At 68.8% G+C, this 18,018-nt stretch carries 16 protein-coding genes and 1 pseudogene; 5 read left to right on the top strand and 12 right to left on the bottom strand.

Features of this window, described 5'->3' with window-relative positions; translation table 11 throughout:
• Positions 1–100 precede the first annotated feature (100 nt).
• From ACIBJG_RS36795 to ACIBJG_RS36785, 3 genes are all read right to left on the bottom strand, one after another.
• Positions 101–520 (bottom strand): RacP protein, encoded by a 420-nt coding sequence (locus ACIBJG_RS36795; RefSeq protein WP_399314440.1) that lies wholly within the window; start codon positions 518–520, stop codon positions 101–103.
• A 2-nt stretch (positions 521–522) separates the two neighbouring features.
• Positions 523–1,524, bottom strand: coding sequence for a DUF6192 family protein (locus ACIBJG_RS36790; RefSeq protein ID WP_399314438.1), 1,002 nt, complete (start codon positions 1,522–1,524; stop codon positions 523–525).
• Between the two features lie 531 nt (positions 1,525–2,055).
• Positions 2,056–2,523, bottom strand: a complete 468-nt coding sequence (locus ACIBJG_RS36785; protein WP_399314437.1) for a hypothetical protein — start codon at positions 2,521–2,523, stop codon at positions 2,056–2,058.
• A 62-nt stretch (positions 2,524–2,585) separates the two neighbouring features.
• Between ACIBJG_RS36785 and ACIBJG_RS36780 the strand changes: the two genes are divergently transcribed.
• The 3 genes and pseudogenes from ACIBJG_RS36780 to ACIBJG_RS36770 form a co-directional block, all read left to right on the top strand.
• Positions 2,586–3,068 carry a hypothetical protein gene (locus ACIBJG_RS36780; RefSeq protein ID WP_399314435.1) on the top strand — a complete coding sequence of 161 codons (483 nt, stop codon included), beginning with the start codon at positions 2,586–2,588 and terminating at the stop codon, positions 3,066–3,068.
• A gap of 104 nt (positions 3,069–3,172) precedes the next feature.
• Entirely contained in the window at positions 3,173–5,845 is a 2,673-nt protein-coding gene (locus tag ACIBJG_RS36775; RefSeq protein WP_399314434.1) for a hypothetical protein, read from the top strand.
• Positions 5,751–6,050: pseudogene (locus ACIBJG_RS36770) on the top strand (hypothetical protein); the annotation flags it as partial. The gene ACIBJG_RS36775 and the pseudogene ACIBJG_RS36770, both read left to right, overlap by 95 nt.
• A gap of 721 nt (positions 6,051–6,771) precedes the next feature.
• On the opposite strand, the gene ACIBJG_RS36765 reads toward ACIBJG_RS36770, so the two are convergent.
• The 3 genes from ACIBJG_RS36765 to ACIBJG_RS36755 all read right to left on the bottom strand — a co-directional run bounded on the left by ACIBJG_RS36765 (position 6,772) and on the right by ACIBJG_RS36755 (position 9,656).
• Entirely contained in the window at positions 6,772–7,503 is a 732-nt protein-coding gene (locus ACIBJG_RS36765; RefSeq protein ID WP_399314447.1) for a transposase, read from the bottom strand.
• A gap of 85 nt (positions 7,504–7,588) precedes the next feature.
• Complete coding sequence (locus ACIBJG_RS36760) at positions 7,589–8,356, bottom strand: hypothetical protein (RefSeq protein ID WP_399314432.1); 768 nt, start codon at positions 8,354–8,356, stop codon at positions 7,589–7,591.
• A gap of 61 nt (positions 8,357–8,417) precedes the next feature.
• Positions 8,418–9,656: an IS110 family transposase gene (locus tag ACIBJG_RS36755; RefSeq protein WP_399314431.1), complete on the bottom strand. Its 1,239-nt coding sequence runs from the start codon at positions 9,654–9,656 to the stop codon at positions 8,418–8,420.
• 527 nt (positions 9,657–10,183) lie between these two features.
• On the opposite strand from ACIBJG_RS36755, the gene ACIBJG_RS36750 reads away from it, so the two are divergent.
• A complete protein-coding gene (locus ACIBJG_RS36750; RefSeq protein ID WP_399314428.1) occupies positions 10,184–10,501 on the top strand; it encodes a DUF6221 family protein in 318 nt (105 codons plus the stop codon).
• Between the two features lie 102 nt (positions 10,502–10,603).
• On the opposite strand, the gene ACIBJG_RS36745 is transcribed toward ACIBJG_RS36750, so the two are convergent.
• The gene (locus ACIBJG_RS36745) at positions 10,604–12,232 is read right to left on the bottom strand and encodes an ISAzo13 family transposase (RefSeq protein WP_399314426.1); all 1,629 of its coding nucleotides are present in this window, start codon (positions 12,230–12,232) and stop codon (positions 10,604–10,606) included.
• A gap of 206 nt (positions 12,233–12,438) precedes the next feature.
• Between ACIBJG_RS36745 and ACIBJG_RS36740 the strand changes: the two genes are divergently transcribed.
• Positions 12,439–12,669 carry a hypothetical protein gene (locus ACIBJG_RS36740; protein ID WP_399314424.1) on the top strand — a complete coding sequence of 77 codons (231 nt, stop codon included), beginning with the start codon at positions 12,439–12,441 and terminating at the stop codon, positions 12,667–12,669.
• Between the two features lie 309 nt (positions 12,670–12,978).
• Here the strand turns inward: ACIBJG_RS36740 and ACIBJG_RS36735 are convergent, their stop codons facing one another.
• From ACIBJG_RS36735 to ACIBJG_RS36715, 5 genes are all read right to left on the bottom strand, one after another.
• Positions 12,979–14,070: a sensor histidine kinase gene (locus tag ACIBJG_RS36735; RefSeq protein ID WP_399314422.1), complete on the bottom strand. Its 1,092-nt coding sequence runs from the start codon at positions 14,068–14,070 to the stop codon at positions 12,979–12,981.
• The gene (locus ACIBJG_RS36730; RefSeq protein ID WP_399314445.1) at positions 14,063–14,758 is read right to left on the bottom strand and encodes a response regulator transcription factor; all 696 of its coding nucleotides are present in this window, start codon (positions 14,756–14,758) and stop codon (positions 14,063–14,065) included. The genes ACIBJG_RS36735 and ACIBJG_RS36730 overlap by 8 nt, the downstream gene beginning before the upstream one ends.
• A gap of 75 nt (positions 14,759–14,833) precedes the next feature.
• A protein-coding gene (locus tag ACIBJG_RS36725; RefSeq protein ID WP_399314420.1) for an IS3 family transposase occupies positions 14,834–16,038 on the bottom strand; the annotation gives its coding sequence in 2 pieces (ribosomal slippage) (positions 14,834–15,747 and positions 15,747–16,038; 1,206 coding nt in all).
• Between the two features lie 80 nt (positions 16,039–16,118).
• On the bottom strand, positions 16,119–16,904 hold the full coding sequence (locus ACIBJG_RS36720; RefSeq protein WP_399314418.1) for a sigma-70 family RNA polymerase sigma factor: 786 nt from the start codon (positions 16,902–16,904) through the stop codon (positions 16,119–16,121).
• Between the two features lie 46 nt (positions 16,905–16,950).
• The gene (locus ACIBJG_RS36715; RefSeq protein ID WP_399314415.1) at positions 16,951–17,997 is read right to left on the bottom strand and encodes a zeta toxin family protein; all 1,047 of its coding nucleotides are present in this window, start codon (positions 17,995–17,997) and stop codon (positions 16,951–16,953) included.
• Positions 17,998–18,018: the final 21 nt, after the last annotated feature.

The following is an 18,018-nucleotide window of genomic DNA, read 5'->3' as shown; positions in this document are numbered from 1 at the left end:
GGGGGCGGGGGGTTGGGGGGGGGGGCCCCCTTCGTCGCCCGGTGGGGGGGGGGGGGGGGGGCCCCCCCCGCCCCCCCCCCCCCCCCCCGCCAAGGAACGGTCAGGCGCTGCTGATGAGGTCGAGGGTGGATTCGATGGAGTTAAGCTGGGCGACGATGTGCCGTACCCATTTGTCGTTCGGGTGGGCGGCGGCGTGCGGGCCGACGGTGCCGGTGATGAACCGGCGGAACTGGGTGAGCTTCTCGCCCACCACCTGCCGTTCGTAGGCTTCCAGCGCGGCCCGCTCCGCGCCGAGCTGGTAGCCGTCGGCGCGCGTCCAGATCAGCGGCGGCCAGCCCTTGGACGCGGCCTCGTCCTTGAGCGCGGCCAGGCCGGAGCGAACCTGGCTCTGGGAGAGCGCGCTGGCGCGGACCAGTTGGTGCAGGACCAGCCCGGCCGGACGTGCTTCGAACAGCACGAAGCGGACGGTGTCGGCTTGCCGTCTGGCGGCATCGCCCTTGCGCCGTGAGGCGCGGGCCACGGCTACTCGCCCCGCAGCATGCGGGCGAGCTCTTCGTCCATGTCGACCTTGCCGGTGTCGACCGCCGTCTCGATCCAGTCCAAAGTGGCTTTCACCTTGGCGACGTTCTGATGGACGATGGTGCGTTCGTCCTCCGACAGCTGTCGGTCGCGCAGGCCGGGGACGGTGCGGCCGGCCGCGGCGACGAACGAGTGGCAGGCGGTGACCAGGTCCAGGAACTCCACCGTGCGGTCGATGCTGCGGACCGCCGGCGCGACCGGGTTCGTCCGGTCGAAGTGGTCGTGGGCTTGCCGACTGCGCTCGGCCTGGGCAGAGTTGACCTGGAAGCGGGCGGTCTCGTCGCTCATCGCTTTGAACGCGACGTCCGGCCTGCGGAGCAGGCTGGTCGCGGCGGTCGTCGCGACGTGCTCGTCGCGGGTGAACTCCTCCACCACCCGGACCTTGTCCTCCGCCGACACTTTGGCCGCGACCTGCGGACGCTTCAGGAAGTCGGTGGTGACCGCGGCCGCGACCTCTGTATCCCGGGCCAGCGAGTGGATCGCGGTGACCTTCTCCTGCGGCGTGATGGGCGTCTCGACCTGCTGGCCGACCTGCCGGTTGGCGTCGTCGGTGGTCCAGCGGGCCTTGCCGTCCGGCGGGACCAGGATCGTCGCGAACCGCCTCTCCTCGTCCTTGATGTTCGCCAGCGCCCGGTGGACCGTGTAGGACGCGAGCCCGGGGCGACGTCGTTCCTTCGGCCACCGCGACGCCACCCACCTGGTCGTTTTCACCGTGGAGACCGTCAGACCGATGTCCTCGGCCAGACGCTTCAGCGACTGCTCGACCGTGTACTCGCTCTCCCCGACGACGCCGCCCCGCTGGCGCATCGGTTCGACCTCCAGGGCGCGGTCCCCGATCGTGAACTGGCCGCGCGTCTGCTGTTCGACGACTTCCCGCAGCTCGGCCACGATCTGTTCGTAGCGGGACTGGCTGACGGCGCCGATGGTCTCGTCTTCCTCGGACATGGCTTTCACCATCCAAGTGCGGCCCAGGGCAGGGCACTTGGGGCCATGACATGACAGGGACCGCATCTGTTTCCGAGAGTCGGACCGTAAATAAGAAGATCACAAGGAATGACCGCAATTGACCGTTCCGTGAACGAATCTGGTCCAAGGGTGCGTTCGGTCAGTGGTCACTGTGAACGATCCGAGAACGGATCCTTTCGGCGCCGCCAGGCCCTCACGACGCACCTCCGCGAGCAGAACCGGGCGTCCGAACGGCGATCGACACCTGCCACCCAGCGAGCCCCGCACTCTGGGCACTCGACCACGCCGGCCTCGTCCCGGACAGCCGCCAAACGCTTCCGCAGTCGCTGTTCCTTGCGCCACTGCCTGGAACGACACACCGACGAGCAGAACACCGCCCCCGGCCGGGCATCCGGCCTCAGCCGTTCACCACAAGCCCGACAGTCCCTCTCCCCGGCCCTCTCGGCACCCTCAGACACCGGTCCAGGCTAGGGCGCAAACCTACCCAGAACCTGGGATCGGAAACAGCTACTAAGGAAACTGGTGCAGCACGTGCCCGGCCGGGGTGGCGAGCACCATGTTCAGGCACGGCGCCGGGCCAACGATCGGCAGATCGCAGGCGGTGGCGACGTCGTGCGTTTCCCACGCGAGGACGACCTCGTCCGCGCCGGCCGCCGCGGCGATGTTCGCGAGCTCCGCGATCCCGGCGAGCGCCTCCTGGCCGACCTTGAGCGGACGGACCCAGACCAGCCCGACCAGCTCGCCGCGCACCAGCGGGATCATCAACGGGCTCGGCACGCTCCCCTCGCCCAGCGACGCTGTGTACGTCTCCTTCGCGACGCTAACCAGACCGTTCCACCTTCGTGCATCCACGAGAGCCCCCTCCACCTGCCGTAACCGATCAACGCCGACCCTGCCACGCAGGGCGATGCCTGTCAGCGAGATGATCAGCCAGCCTCCCGGCCGGATGCGGTGCGGGATGACCCGCGATCTGGACACCCGAAGGCACATTGTCCGGTAGCTTCTGATGGACGGTCAGGATGTGCTGTTCGGGGGTTCAGGTGACAGGGATCGAGATTGCGGCCGGGTACGTCTTCGCGTGGGCGCTGGGCAAGGCCAAGCGGGTGGGCCGGCGCGCGGACGCGGAGGTCGACCAGGCTCTGGACGTGGCGTTGGACCGGCTCGATGGCCTGGTGCGCGGCAAGCTGGGCGCGGATCCGGCGCTGGACAGGCTGACCGAGGAGGCCCGCTCGGGGTTGGAGGAGCCCAGCGCGCGCACGCGGCAGCGGGTAGTACTCGCTCTGGAGGATGTCGCAGATGCGGAACCTGGATTTGCCGAGGAGTTGGAACACGCGATCCGGCACGTGCAGGCCCTGTACCGGACCGCTGGCGGAGTATCCGCAGGTGGCGAGGGGACGGCCGTCGGCGGGAACGTGGACATCCGGGCCGACCACGGGTCCGTGGCCGCCTGGAGCATCAGGGACGTGACCCTGGGGACCGGGAGTGACGAAACCCCTCCGCCGCCGGGACCTCCCCAGGGCTGAGCGACCCCGGCGCCTCACCTACCGCGAGCCCCGACGAGTCCCGGTCGATCCAGGCCCTGAACGGCGGCATCGCCGCCGGCACGATCCATCAGCTCAACCAGCACGTGCACCAGCCGCGGCCCGTCCCGGTCGACCGGCCGCGGCCGGTCGAGGAGTGGACCGCGCAGCAACTCGGCGTCCACCCCGCCATCCACGGCACCACCACGCCGGAACCCGACAACGGAGCCTTCGTGCTACCGGCTTACCTCGAACGCGACCACGACCATAAACTGCGCGACCGCCTGAACACGGCCTCCTCCGACTGGCGGGCGGCGTTGGTGATGGTGCGCGGTCTGTCGTGCACGGGCAAGACCCGCACCGCCTACGAGGCCGTCCGCTCCTGCCTGGCCGACTGGCAGCTGGTCTTCCCCAAGAACGCCAGCCGGCTCCTCGCCCTGCTCGACGCCGGCGCCCTCCCCGAGCGCACCGTGCTGTGGCTCAACGAGACTCAGGACTTCCTGAGCGGCCCCACCGGGGAGGAGGCAGCCGCCGCGCTGCGCAGCCGTCTGGACGAGCCCGGGCCGCTGGTGGTCTTGGGCACGCTGTGGCCCGAATACCACCGCATCCTGACTATGGCGCCGCAGCCCGGCCAGGACGACGCCCACCACGGAGCCCGCGCCCTGCTCGACCGGGCCCAAACCGTCGACGTCCCCGCATCCTTCCCCGACCAGGCATTGAAGGGCCCTCGGGCCCAACACGACCGCTCGTTGGCCGCAGCCCTACGCACCGACAGCGGGGGAAAGATCACCCAGATCCTCGCGGCCGGCCCCCAACTGGCCGATCACTACAACCAGGCGACCCCGCCCCACGGCCCCTATGGCCACGCCGTCATCACCGCCGCCGTGGACGCCCGCCGCCTCGGTCACACCTCCCCTCTGCCCGCCGCACTCCTCAAAGCTGCAGCCCCCGACTACCTGACCCCGCAACAGCGCGCCGAGGCCCCCGTCGACTGGTTCACCCACGCCCTCGACTACGCGCGAGAGAAGATCAAGGGGGTGGCCGCGGCCCTGGAACCCGTTGCCAACCCCGAAGGCATGGGCGCTCTCCCCGGCCTGTACCGCCTCAACGACTACCTTGACCAGCACGCCCGCACCACCCGCCACTACACCGTCCCCCCGGACACCTTCTGGACCGCGATCCACGACCACACGGCAAGCACCGCGGAACTCACCCAGCTGGCAGGCCAGGCCGAAGACCGCCTCCGATACCGCATCGCCGTGCGCTTGTACCGGCGGGCCGCCGACGCTGGCAACCCGGACGCCATGAGGAAGCTGTCGTGGCAGCGGGAGCGGGCTGGGGATGCCGCGAGCGCGGAACGCCTGTACCAGCAGGCCGCCGACGCCGGCGACGGGGCCGCCCTGGCGTGGTTCGCAGAGGTGCGGGAACAGGCCGGGGACGCGGCGGGCGCGGAACAACTCGCCCAACGGGCCGCCGACACCGGCAATCCGGACGCCCTGGACCGGCTCGCAGAGATGCGGGAACAGGCCGGGGACGCCGCGGGCGCAGAACGACTCGCCCGATGGGCCGCCGACACCGGCAACCCGTTCGTCCTGGACCGGCTCGCAGAGATGCGAGAGCGGGCAGGGGACGCCGCGAGCGCGGAACGACTCGCCCAACAGGCTACCGACGCCGGACACCCGCTGACCCTGCAGCAGCTCGCAAAGATGCGGGAGTGGGCCGGGGATGCCGCGGGCGCGGAACGACTCGCCCAACGGGCCGCCGACGCCGGCCGCCCGAGCGCCCTGGACTGGCTCGCAGGGGTGCGGGAGCGGGCTGGGGATGCTGCGGGCGCGGAACAACTCGCCCAACGGGCCGCCGACAGCGGACACCCGTTCGTCCTGTACTGGCTCGCAATGACGCGGGAGCGGGCTGGGGATGCTGCGGGCGCTGAGCGCCTGTACAAGCAGGCCGCCGACGCCGGACACATGGACGCCCTGCAGCGGCTCGCAGAGATGCGGGAGCGGGCTGGGGATGCTGCGGGCGCTGAGCGCGTGTACAAGCAGGCCGCCGACGCCGGACACCCGGGGACCCTGGCTCTTCTGGCGTGGCGGCGGGAGCGGGCTGGGGATGCCGCGGGCGCGGAACAACTCGCCCAACGGGCCGCCGACACCGGATACCCGCACACCCCCTACCTGCTCGCAAAGACGCGGGAGGAGGCTGGGGATGCTGCGGGCGCTGAGCGCGTGTACAAGCAGGCCGCCGACGCCGGACACATGGACGCCCTGGGTCGGCTCGCAGAGGTGCGGTGGGAGGCTGGGGATGCTGCGGGCGCGGAACGACTCGCCCTACGGGCCGCCGACGCCGGCGACCGGGACACCCTGGCGTGGCTCGCAGAGGTGCGGGAGCGGGCTGGGGATGCTGCGGGCGCGGAACAACTCGCCCAACGGGCCGCCGACGCTGGACACATGGACGCCCTGCAGCGGCTCGCAGGGGTGCGGGAGTGGGCTGGGGATGCTGCGGGCGCGGAACGACTCGCTCAACGGGCCACCGGCGCCGGACACCCGGGCATCCTGAACCTGCTCGCAAAGATGCGGGAGCGGGCCGGGGAGCACGAGGACGCTGAGCGCCTGTACCAGCGGGCCGCCGACGCCGGCTACTCGTACGCCCTGGATCGGCTCGCAAAGACGCGGGAGGAGGCCGGGGATGCCGCGGGCGCGGAACGTCTGCGGCGATTCGGGCTGGAGACGGACGGTTCACCGGCTCAGCCTTGGACTGAGAACGTACACGATGTCTCATGAGACACACCAAAGTCTGGTGAACGACGGGCACCGGACAGTCCTGCACCGCACCGAGGAGACCGTGATCCTTTACGCCCGGTCCGGTCGTGTCGTCACCCAGCATTGGATGGACCTGGCCGTCGCCGCCATGGCACTGCGCCCCGGGACCGTGCTCGACGGAGAAGCGGTGATCTGGAAGGAAGGCCGCCTCGACTTCGGGGCGGCCCAGTCCCGTGCAGCATCCGGACCAGCTCGGGCCCGCGCCCTCGCCGTTCGGCACCCTGCCTCCTACGCGGTGGGGTTTACGGCACGCGCAGCGTCACGAGGGAAGGGCCGGGCGACGCGACCGCTTCGTGGCCCGACGTCCTTACGCGGCCTGGTCAGCGACGGCCGGCCGGGCTCGGCACATTCCCCTCGCCCAGCGACGCGGTGTGCATCTTCTTCGCGACGCCGACCAGTCCGTTCCACATCCGTGCTTCCACGGGAGCCCCCTGCCGTCTGCTGATCCGATCACCGCACCCTGCCACGGGGATTGAGCCCGTGGCAGCGGGATGATCAGCCAGCGTGCGGCGGGGGAGGAGGCGGATTCAGGCGGTGGCCCGCTGCCGGGTGCCGGGGTGGCTGTGCTGCTCCTCCCCTCCTGGATCACTGTGCGCAGCATGGCGGCGATCTCGGGGTTGGTCCCCCTGCGGGTGGCGAGGGAGCGCAGGTACGGCTCCGCTCCCTGGAACGGGCCGGAGCGGGGGTGGAGCGTCACCAGGGCGCGGTGGGTGCCGCGGTTCCGGTGATGGCACCAGGCGTCGATGTCAATTTGCCCCTCGGGTGCGGCGACGTGCCCGTCGACGAAGCCTCCCTCGGTCCGTGTGCAGCAGTTCCAGCCGCAGTCGCTGATGCACCGCTCGCAGGCGAGGGTGCCGTTCATGTCCGGGTAGCGGCGCTGCCCTCGCCTATCCGGCGAGGTTGAGGTTGTGCAGGCGTGCGATTCCGAGCATGGCGTGGTGGACGCCGTGGCCTTTGAGGCGGCAGTCGCGGAGGATCTTCCAGGTCTTCATGCGGGCGAAGACGTGCTCGACGCGGGCGCGGACCTGTTTGTGGGACGTGTTGTGGGCCTGTTTCCAGTCGGGCAGCTCTTCGCCTTTGCGGCGGCGGTGGGGCATCACGAGCCCGGTGCCCGGATAGCCGCCGTCGGCGATCGTCATGGCCTTGCCGACGGCGGCCTTCGCGCCGGACTCCTCCCATGCCTTGCAGTCGTTGCGGTTGCCCGGCAGGGGCCGGCCGACCACCACGACGAGCCGGGTATCGGCATCGATGACGGCCTGGTGATTCGTGGAGTACTGGTAGTTCTTGGACTGCTTGGCGATGGTGTGGTCGCGGGTGGGCACCAGAGTGCCGTCCACGGTGAGCACGGTGTCCTTGCGGAACCGCCTGCGGGGCTGCAGGGCAAGGGCGGGACCGAGGTGGTCGATGATCCGGTCGGCCGCGGACTTCGAGATACCGAAGAGCGGGGCGAGTTGGCGCAACGTCAGGTTCGTGCGCCAGTAAGCCGCCACGAGCAGCACCCGGTCTTCCAGCGGAAGGGACCACGGGCGGCCCTTGCGGACCGGATCTGCACCTTCGCGGCGCAGCACGGTCACCAACTTGGCGAAGGGACGCGGGCTCAGGCCACTGAACGGGGCTATCCAGACACCTCACGGCGCTAAGCCGTCAAGTCGGGACAGCGGGTACGAGCTCACTGTTCGATTTGGAGGGCCCTGCCGGTGGTCATCAGAGAGCGTCCTTGATGTGGCCTCGGGCGAAGTCCCATGGAGCGGGTGCGTTGGTGGCCGCGTATTCGTCTGCGATGCCGAAGACGCTTCCGCATCCTGGGCATTCCGCCTGGCCGAACAGGTGCGGTAGCCCCCAGGCGAGCCGTTGCTGGCCATCCCGTACGGCCGTCTCGTGTAACATCCTCCCGGTGCCGGTCAGCTCGTCCGGGATGGCCGGCCGGAGCGGGACCTGGTGGACATCCCCCAGATTCCAGTCGCGGATCGAGGAGTAGCAGCCGTAGTCGCCGATTGCGATCGTCACCGGTGCGTCGCAGTGCGGACAAGCGACAGTGACGAAGGAATCGGTGAAGTCGTCCAGGGCCTCGAACCACAAGGGCTGGCCGTCGAACGCGAGCATGGTCCGCAACCGGCTCAGGTAGATCTTCCCGGTCAGGCCAGGCCGCAGCCGTGCGGCGGCCAGGGCGCGAAGCTCGGCCAAGGTCGCCGCACGGCGTGCCACTTCTTCGTCGGCGCCGTGTGGTTGAAGGAGGCCACCTGCTATGGCTCCGGCCAGATCGAGCGCCCAGTCCCCGGCGCCCTCGGTCTTCGCGATGTCCGCCAGCTGAGGCAGTGTGGCGATGCTCGCCAGGGTGATCGTCCCCTGGTGGCACAAGCGCCCCCAAAGACCGTCGATGGCCTCCTGGTCACGACCGACAGCTCGGTCCAGCAACCCGGGTATCGCGTGTGCCGGGCCGTAGGCGTCGTGGAGTGTGGACCAGTCGATCATCCGGTGATTCAAGCATGCTGCGGAGCGACCTCCTGGGGCGGTGAGTCGTGAGCGGGATCACCTACGCCACCGCCAGTGCTGGGGCCTGCGGCGTCGGGAACGCGGTGCGTTCATCGAACAGATGACGGTTCTTGAGGCAGTGGTGGAGCTGGCCCAGCATCCGGTTGAACAGATTGCGCTGGCCAGCGGCGTGCCAGTCTCCGTGGTCGTCACGTCGCCGCCGGTAGTGGGCTTTGGCACCTGGCGAGGCAGTGATCGCTGAGAACGCCCAGAGGTAGCCGGCGTGGTTGAGCCGGTCGTTCTTCACCCATCGTCTGGTGATGCTGGACTTCTTGCCGGAGGCCCGGGTGACGGGTGAGGCGCCGGCGTAAGCCTTCAGGCCGCGGGCGTCCGCGAAGCGGGTGCGATCGTCTCCGATTTCGGCCAGCACCCGGGCAGCAAGCTGGATACCGAGGCCGGGGAAGCTGAGGATAATTTCGGAGTCCGGGTGCTGCGGGAACGCCTCCTCGACGGCCTGGGCGAGGTCGTCGGCAGCGATGCAGGCGGCCGTGAGCTGTCCGAGGAGGGCGAGCGTCTGCTTGCCGAGCGCGTCCTCGACAAGCTCGGGCTGACGGGCCCAGTCGGTGCGGAACGCCTCGCGCAGCCGCTCGACGTCCGACTCGATGCCGCGCTTGCGGCCCGCACGCTTGAGAGCCGCCGTAATCTGGGTGCGAGTCAGGCTCGCGGCCTTGGCCGGTGTCGGCGCGAGCTTCATCAGCTCTCGGGCCTCCGGCCGGCACAAGCCGTTGTCCCACTTGGCGAAGGCATCCAGAGCAGCGGGGTAGTACTCGCGCAGCAGCGAGCGGAGCTGGTTGGCGGCCTGCTGCCGGTTCCAGACCGCGTCCTGCTGAGCGCGGGCCAGTACGGCGATGGCACGGGCCAGGTCGCTGTCGTTCGGCAGCGGCCGGTGGGCATGCATATCCGTGCGCAGGATGTTCGCCAGGACCAGGGCGTCGCCAGGGTCGGACTTCTTGCGGGACACCGCGTGCCGGTCGCGGTAGCGGGCGGCAGCCATCGGGTTGATCGCGAACACCTTCCGCTTGCCTGCCCGCAGCACCGCGACCAGCAGACCGCGGGAGGTCTCTATCGCGACCGGAATCGGGGTCTCCTCCGTGTCGCCGTACTCGGCCAGCAGGTCCATCAGGCTCCTGTAGCCGGCCGCGTCGTCGGTGATGTGTCGCTTTGCAAGTAGCTGACCGGTGTCGTCGACCAAGGCAACGTCGTGTGTCCTCTCCGCCCAGTCGATGCCGCAGTAAATCAACCTTTCCTCCCCAGGGATGCAATGTTTGCGCTGGTTGCGAGCGCATGCGGGCCACGCAGCGACCTAATTCCAGGACTCGACCATCCGGTCGGTCCGCCACCGCACTAGCCGTTCGTGGCACCAGCGCACCCCACGGGCCCCGGTCTCCTTGGGAGCTCTGACGGCTCTGGACTATCAGGAGGTCGCCGTGCGGCGGGCTCGCACCACCAACACCAACGAGTGATCAAGCGGACAGTGTTGACGGTGATGGCGACCTCGAAGACACCGAACGCCGCCGCTCTGGATAAAGGGATCGAGTGCCCAGACGGCTCCAGGCGTACGGTCGGTGCCCGCGAGGCTGCCACCACCTGCACTGTGGAAGACCGGGACGACGGAAGAGCATCGGTCCCCGGCGCTCGAACGGACTGGTGGCAACCCCCGGCTCCCACTGCCCGTTACCAAGGAATTAGGACGGCTCCGACGCCGTGATCACACCAGGCACCACAAGATCGTTTCATGGTGCCCAGCACAACGTCGAGAATGCTCCTATGACTGAAGAACTGGTGAGGTTCATCGAAGCGCGGCTGGATGAGGAGGCCGACTTGGCCCGGCGCTGTGACGGTGACGGATGTGGGAAGTGGTCCGCCCGCGGACACACGGTCGACTTCTGTCAGGTTGATCTCTCCGGATTCCACCCCGCGATTGCTCTGCATGTGGCTCTGCACGACCCGGCCCGCATCTTGCGCGAGATCAAGGCAAAGCGGCGCCTTCTGGCCCGGCATGCCCGCGACCCCTGGCCGTGCCACGACCTGCGTGATCTTGCTTCGCCCTACACCGACCATCCTGACTTCCCCGCACGGGCCTAAAGCGGCGCACCGCACGAGCAGAGTGCCCAGCGAGGCCGCGTGCCGGACCGAGCCGCACCCACTGAAGATCATTAAGGGACAAGTCTTAGGGCTTGCAGATCATTAACACGTCGTCTTGATCTTGTTGCCGGGCTCGTCGGTCAGGGCGAGGATCCTGGCCTGGAGGGTTGTGAGGGCTGCGGGTGGGGTCGTTGCGGGCGGGATGGTGACTCCGTGGGCCTCGAACAGTCTTCTGTTCTTCAGGAGAGTGCGGTGCATGGCCGTACGGCTGCTGCCGAAGAGCACGGCGAGAGGTTCCGCGGCCAGGGCGACTCTCAGGTGGAGCACGGTGGCCAGGACTTGATCGGGGAAGGTGAGCCGGGGTGGGCGACCTCGTTGGGTATCACCGTGGGGGGCGAGTGTTGCGGTGAGGTCGTCCAGTTGGCGGTGGGGCATCCCGGTCAGGGTGGGATCGGCCAGCAGGGCCCGGTCCCACCGATCGGCGGCAGCCTGCGGGGCCCGCGCCGCCGGGAAGGCAGGGCATGGCTGGGGGTGCAGGGCATAGTTCCAGTCGCCGTGGAACGTGTGCCGGGTAAGCGGCAGGGCGGCCATCTCCGCGTCCCCGATCTTCACTCCTGTGGGATAGCTGTTGGTATCGAGGGCGGCCCTCACGCGCAGTCCGGTGCGGGTGGTGGTCGCCGCGATGCTGTTCACGATGACTTCGTGGCTGGTCAGCGGGCGGCCACGCCAGTTCATGGTGATGTGCGAGAACAGCCGGTGCTCGATCTTGTTCCACTTCGATGTGCCGGGCGGCAGGTGGCACACGGTGATCGTGAGCCCGGTTTCGGCGGCGAGGCGGGCGAGTTCGAGTTTCCAGGCCCGGGTGCGGTAGCCGTTGGAGCCGCCTGCGTCGGCGGTGATCAGCAGTCGTGTTGCCCGCGGGTAGGCGGTTCGGCCCTGGCCATGCCACCAGCGGCGGATCGATTCCACGGCGAACGCGGCGGTGTCGTGATCGGTCCCGACGTTGACCCAGCCGGTGTTCGCCGCCAGGTCATAGACCCCGTAGGGCACTGCCTTCCCCAGCTGTGGATCGGGGAAGTCGTTGACGCCCACCAGCACCGGCTCGCCGGTCGGCCGCCACTGGCGGCCGCTGTTCTTGAACTCGCCGACGAGCTCCTTCTTCTTGGTGTCCACGCTGATCACCGGCTCGCCGGCGTCCCGGTGTTCTCGGGCCTGCTCGTTGAGATAGCGGAACTGGACGTCACGGTCGGCGTGCTGGCCGCCCTCCAGTGTCTTGGCGTTGGCCTGCAGGCTGAAGCCTTCCTCCCGCAGCAGGTCGGCGACGGTATCGGCACTGACCTTGTGCCCGGCCCGGGACAGCTCGCCCGCGAGGGCGCGGGTCGACTTCACCGTCCACCGCAGCGGCGACATCGGATCCCCGCGCTCATCCGGTTCGACCAGCGCCAGCAAGGCCGGCCGCAATCCCGGGTTGAGATCCGTGACCCGTTTGCGCCCTCCGCCCGGCCTCCGAACCCGCCCCAGAGGCTCCCCGCCGGCTTCAAGCTCGAACACGCCCTTACGGACCGTCGTCTCACTCACCACGGCGGCCCGCGCGACAGCCCGGATGCCGCCATGCCCCAGGATCCGGGCCTCCCCGGCCATCAACAGCCGCCGCTGCCGTTCGTCCAGGTGCGGGAACAACACCGCGAACCGCACGGCAAGTTGGTCACAAGTCATGTCCGAGATGCGCATACCACACCAACGAGCCCCTGAACGGGAAGCAACACCTTAATTCCCCGCAAGCCCTTAGGCACATGGCGGCGCTGGTGCGATCCGTCAGCAGGGCACCCAAGGAGGCTAGGTCGGGCTCTTCCGCAAAGGGGCTGGTCACCCCGGCCACAGTCGGCCGGCGACGCTTCGACGCCGGCCGAAGGGTCTTGACCGCAGTGTCCTGGCCCATGACGGACGAAACCCACCGTGCGATCCGGCCGAGCATCCTGTATTTCGGCATGCCCGTGGTCCTGCTGACCACCGAGCACGACGACGGAACCGCCAACCTCGCCCCGATCTCCTCCGCTTGGGTCCTGGGCCAGAACCTGGTCCTTGGCCTCGGCGATGCGAGCCAGACGGCACGCAACGTCGCCGTACGCACCGAGCCGGCGCTCAACGTCGCCGTGCTGGACCTCTGAGAACAGGTGGAGCGCCGCGCCCCGCTCACCGGGGCCGACCCGGTGCCGGAAAATAGGCGCGCGGTATACCGGCACGAACCCGACAAGTTCGTGCCGCTGGCTTCACCCCGCCGACGCCGATCTCGTGACCCCGCCACGCGTCGCAGAGTGCGTCCTTCAGCCGGAGGCGCGCGCCTGCGCGCTCACGCCGGGTGGGGAGGGCGGATTCTTCGGAGACCGCCGCTCGGACCGCGTGAGGTCCCCGGGCCGCCGACCAGCGGCTGCGGTTTCGACACGGCCGCACCACCCGCGTAGCGACCGGGGCGCGTATCACGACCGCGGGGACGTGCGCGCGGGCAGTTCCACCGTGATGCGCAGGCCGCCGGTGTCGCGCGGGGTGAGGGTGAGGGTGCCGTCGTGTGCGCGAGTGATGGTTGTGACGATTGCCAAGCCGAGGCCGACGCCCGACTGGTCGGTGTGGATGCGCTCGGTGCCCCTCTGGAATGGTTCGGTGAGCGTCGAGACCAGGCGTGGAGTCAGTTTCTCGCCGGTGTTTTCGACCGTGAGCATCACGGTGCCGGGGTGGGCGCTGGTAGTAACCCACACCATGCCCTGTTCGGAAAGATTGTGGACGATCGCGTTGTGCACGAGGTTCATGGTCAGTTGCAGCAGGAGCGCTGGCGATCCGCTCGTGCGGGTGATGTCGCCGCGGGTCTCGATGGTGACGCCGTTTTTTTCTGCGAGGGGGAGCAGCGTTTCGGTGGCTTCTTCCGCCATGAGGGACAGGTCGACCTGTTCTCGGGTGAAGGACCGCTGGCCGACTCGGCTGAGCAAGAGCAATGCTTCAGTGAGGTCGATCGCTCGGGTATTGACGGCTTGGAGGCGGTCGAAGACTTCGCCGGTGTCGTGTGATGGATCGGTGCGGGCCACCTCGAGAAGTGATTTCGAGATTGCCAGAGGGGTGCGTAGTTCGTGCGAGGCGTTGGCCGCGAATCTCTGCTGCTCGGCGACGTGTGCTTCAAGCCGTTTGAGCATCGCGTCGAAGGCATCGGCGAGCTCGCGGAATTCGTCCTGGCGGCCCGGCATCTGGATACGGTGCGAGAGCGATCCCATAGCGGCCGTGCGGGTGGCGTTGGTGATGCGAGCCAGGGGGGCGAGCATACGGCCGGCGAGGATCCATCCTCCCAGGAGGCCGAACACGAGGAGGAACACCATTACTGCGGCTGCCGTTGGCGCGAAACCCTGCACGAAGTCGGTGACCGGGTTTCTTTTCCATGCCCCCTCTTCGTTGGTTTGCAACCACCCCTGTCGCAGGAGGAACACTCCTGCGGCGGCGAGCGCCAAGGCACCGGCGAGCATGAGGAATCCGGCGTAGCTGAGGGTGAGCTTGAGGCGGACACTCAATCCAGGCGCTCTATCCACGGTTCTCGCTCCCCTCTCCGGCCTGCGGCTGTACATCGATTCGGTAGCCGACGCCGGAGACCGTGGCGATGATCCACGGCTCACCGAGACGCTTGCGCAGTGCCGAGACGGTGATGCGCACAGCATTGGTGAACGGATCGGCGTTCTCATCCCAGGCGCGCTCCAGAAGTCCCTCGGCGCTGACGACACCGCCCTCGGCGGCGATGAGGACCTCGAGTACGGCGAACTGCTTGCGCGTCAGCGCGACGTAGCGGCCGTCTCGGTAGACCTCGCGTCGGAACGGATCCAGCCGCAGCCCCGCGATCTCACGGACCGGAGGCCGGCTGTGGGCACGCCTGCGGTCGAGCGCCCGGAGCCTGAGGACGAGTTCCTGCAGTTCGAACGGTTTCGTGAGGTAGTCGTCGGCGCCGAGTTCAAAGCCGGATGCCTTGTCGTCGAGGCGGTCGGCTGCGGTCAGCATGAGGATCGGCATGCCGCTGCCCGAGGCGACGATGCGTTTGGCGATCTCGTCACCGGAAGGGCCGGGGATGTCGCGGTCAAGGACGGCGATGTCGTAGCTGTTGATGCTCAGCATTTCCAGGGCGATGTTGCCGTCGCCCGCGATGTCGGCCGCGATTGCTTCCAGGCGCAGGACATCGCGGATGGCTTCCGCCATATAGGGTTCGTCCTCAACGATCAACACACGCATACTCTCGATGTTACGAGCGGGCACATATCGTCCGCGTATCAAAAACGGGCCTTGACCCCGAATCCTGAACACGGGTTATACGGCTTGTGCCAGCGTAGTTGGTGTGAGTTGGAGGGCGTCCTCGAAGGCGATTGGTGATCGTTGTCCGAGGCGGGAGTGTCGGCGGCGGGTGTTGTAGCGGTTCAGCCATCGAAAGGCGTCGAGTCGGGCCTCGCGCTCGCCTGGCCAGTTCTTTCGTCCTTGCAGGGTCTCGCGTTTGAAGGTCGCGTTGAAGGACTCGGCAAGCGCGTTGTCCGCGCTGGAGCCGACCGCGCTCATGCTTCGCCGCACCCCTGCTGACCTGCATGCTTCGGCGAATGCCCTGCTCGTGTACTGGGCTCCGTGGTCGGTATGCATGATCGATCCGGCGAGGCTGCCACGGGTGCGGATCGCCGCCGCCAGCGCGTCGGTCACCAGGTCCGCGCGCATGTGGTCGGCGATCGCCCAGCCGGCCAGGCGCCGTGAGGCGAGGTCGATGACGGTCGCCAGGTAGCAGAACTTCCCGCCGTCGATGGGCAGGTAGGTGATGTCACCGACGTACTTCGTGTTCGGGGTCGTGGCGGTGAAATCGCGGCCGATCAGGTCCAGCGCCTTGGCGGCGGCCGGGTCTGGGACGGTGGTGCGGTGCCGGCGGCGCAACCGGATCCCTTCGATCCCGGACGCCCGCATGATTCGGGCGACGCGCTTGTGGTTGACCGCCTCGCCGTTCCCCTCGCGAAGCTCGGCTGTGATCCTCGGGGCCCCGTAGGTGCCATCCGACTCCCGGTGCACGACCTGTATCCGGGCGGCCAGGCGGGCATCGGCCGCATGCCGGGCCGCCCGGGCCGCAGCCGTGCGACGCCAGTAGTAGAAGCTCGAGCGGTTGACGCCGAGGATGCTGCAGAGCCGCTTCACGCCGTGACGGCGCTGGAGGTCGGCGACACACTGGAAGCGGTTCACCAGCGTGTCTCCCCGGCGAAATACTTCGCCGCTTTGCGCAGGATCTCGCGCTCCTCCTCCAGCTCGCGAACCTTCTTGCGCAGGGCCGCGTTCTCCGCTTCCAGCGGGGCCGGCGGCTGGGCCGGTTCCTGCGTCCGGCGTCCCCGAGGACGACTCACGCCGGCCGCCCGGACCCAGTTCCGAAGCGTCTCCGGGTTGATCCCCAGATCGGCTGCAACCGACCTGATCGTCGCGTCCGGCCGCGACTCGCACAGCGCGACCGCGTCCGCCTTGAACTCCGGCGGGTAGTTCTTCATCACCACGAGATGTCCGTTCTCAGATCCTCAGGATCCAGTGTCTCGTGTGTCCAACATCAGGGGTCAAGGCCCCTCGTCGATTGCGGTCACAGTGGATTCCCTTCTGGGTTGCTTTCAGTGCCGAGGACGGCTTCCACCACATGCCTGGCGTGCCGTTCATCGGATCGGACGGAGGCAATCGGAACGCCCAGGACATCGGCGACGGTGTGGGGCGGCATGCCGCGCAGGTGCCGCAGGACCATCACGTCGAGCTGCTGGTCGGGCAGCCGGCTCAGCACCTTGAACAGCGCACTGGACTCCTCGTACTGAGCGAACCGCTCCTCGTCGGACGCCGCCCCCGCCATCACCACGGTGTCGAACGCGGCAGCCCCGAAGTCCGGGCGGCCATCGACATGCGGGGCCCTGGCCATCACGCTGCTGCGCAGCACGGACCAGGCGAACCTCACCACGTCGGAACTGGCCAGCGCCTCGTCCCAGCGCAGTTCCAATATGTCGAAGGCGTCATTGACGGCCTTGTACGCCAGGTTGACGTTGCACAGGAAGGCGTCCGCGTACCGCTCGTAGAAGTCCCACTGGAGTTCCTTGAACGCCTGATGGTCGATCGGCGGCACATCCGGGCTAGTGGAAACCGCCGAGGGCCGCTCGATACACCGGTCGATCCAGTCCTGCTTCTTCTGCGCCTCCAGCGCCGCCGACGCCCACAACCTGCGCATCGGCCACGTCGGGATGTGCAGCTCCTGTACCAGGCTCTGTGTGATCTCCCACCGGGGATACAGTCCCGCACCCCGCAGCAGCTCGGAGATCTTGGACTTCGCCCATCCCGTGCGGGAGCGGAGATCGCTGATGGTCATCCCGCTGGAGAGGAACTTCACGCGAAGCGGCTCCAGCCACGCCGGAGGCAGCCCGGATTGCCGCGGTCTACGCGGCCCGGCTGAAGGAGCTCAACGAGTCGTAGGCCGGTGCCCGGTAGGGAACGGGCAGGGACCAGAGGGCCGGGTGCGGCCGGTCGAGCCGGGCCGGCTGCACCCGCAGCGGCATCAACGGGCGGGCGAGCGCCGCCATCTCATCGAGCTCGTCGCGGTGCCGGGGCAGTGCCCGGCGCAGTGCGTGGTGGAGCCGGAGGAACGCGGCCGCCTCCTGCTCGGTGTAGGGGCGCTCCCGTTCCGCGGTCAAGGCCCACGATGTCTGCCCCGCTCCGCTGCCGGCTTCGTGACGGATCAGGGCCTGCCCGTCGCGCCGGATCACGGTGATGGAGGCGATCTGCGGATGGTGTTCGGCGACGTCGATGACGTCGGGCAGTGCCCGGAAGCACGTGCCGTGCCCGCTGCGTGTGGTGAATCGGCCGGTGCCGCCGATCTGGAGGGATCGGGCGTAGCAAAGTGCTGTTGCCTGCAGGCTGTCTGCCTCGCGGACGGCCAGGACCACGAGGTCGACCAGGTAGCCGTCGGCGGCGAACGGGAGCGCGCTGTCGAGGAACTCCGTCACGCTGCCGGGAGCGGCCTCGATGAGGACGTCGCCGCGGCGGGCCCGTACGTAGGCTTCGGCTTCGGCGAACCATGCCCGGTAGTCGGCCCGGATCGCGGCGCCGGCGTTCCTGGGGTCGTCGCGCAGCAGCTGGTAGTAGTCGGGGTGCGAGATTTTGAAGTCGTCACCCATCAGGTGCGTCGTTCCCTGGCGCATCGCCCGCCGGACCATCCTCGTGGCCAGCAGCTTTCCCGCGCCGGGCTGCCCCAGTACGTACACCGCCCGAGGATCCTCCCGGGCGACGATGCCGCCCAGGTACGACGGCGCGATCAGCTCGTCGAAAACCCACCGGTGTTCGGCGTTGGAGAGCCGGTGGTAGTCGAGCCCGGGCGACTGCCGGCGGGGCTGGGCAATGCGTCGGACCGGTTCGGCGAGCGCCGCGGCCCGGCCGACGTCCCGGTGAACCGCCAGCCGCTCATCCTCGGGCAGGTCGCGGTGCACGCGGACCTCGGCTCGGGCGAG

It is taken from the genome of Streptomyces sp. NPDC050422, assembly GCF_044458665.1.
Classification (GTDB): Bacteria; Actinomycetota; Actinomycetes; order Streptomycetales; family Streptomycetaceae; genus Streptomyces.
This window is presented reverse-complemented; position numbering and strand designations above follow the sequence as displayed.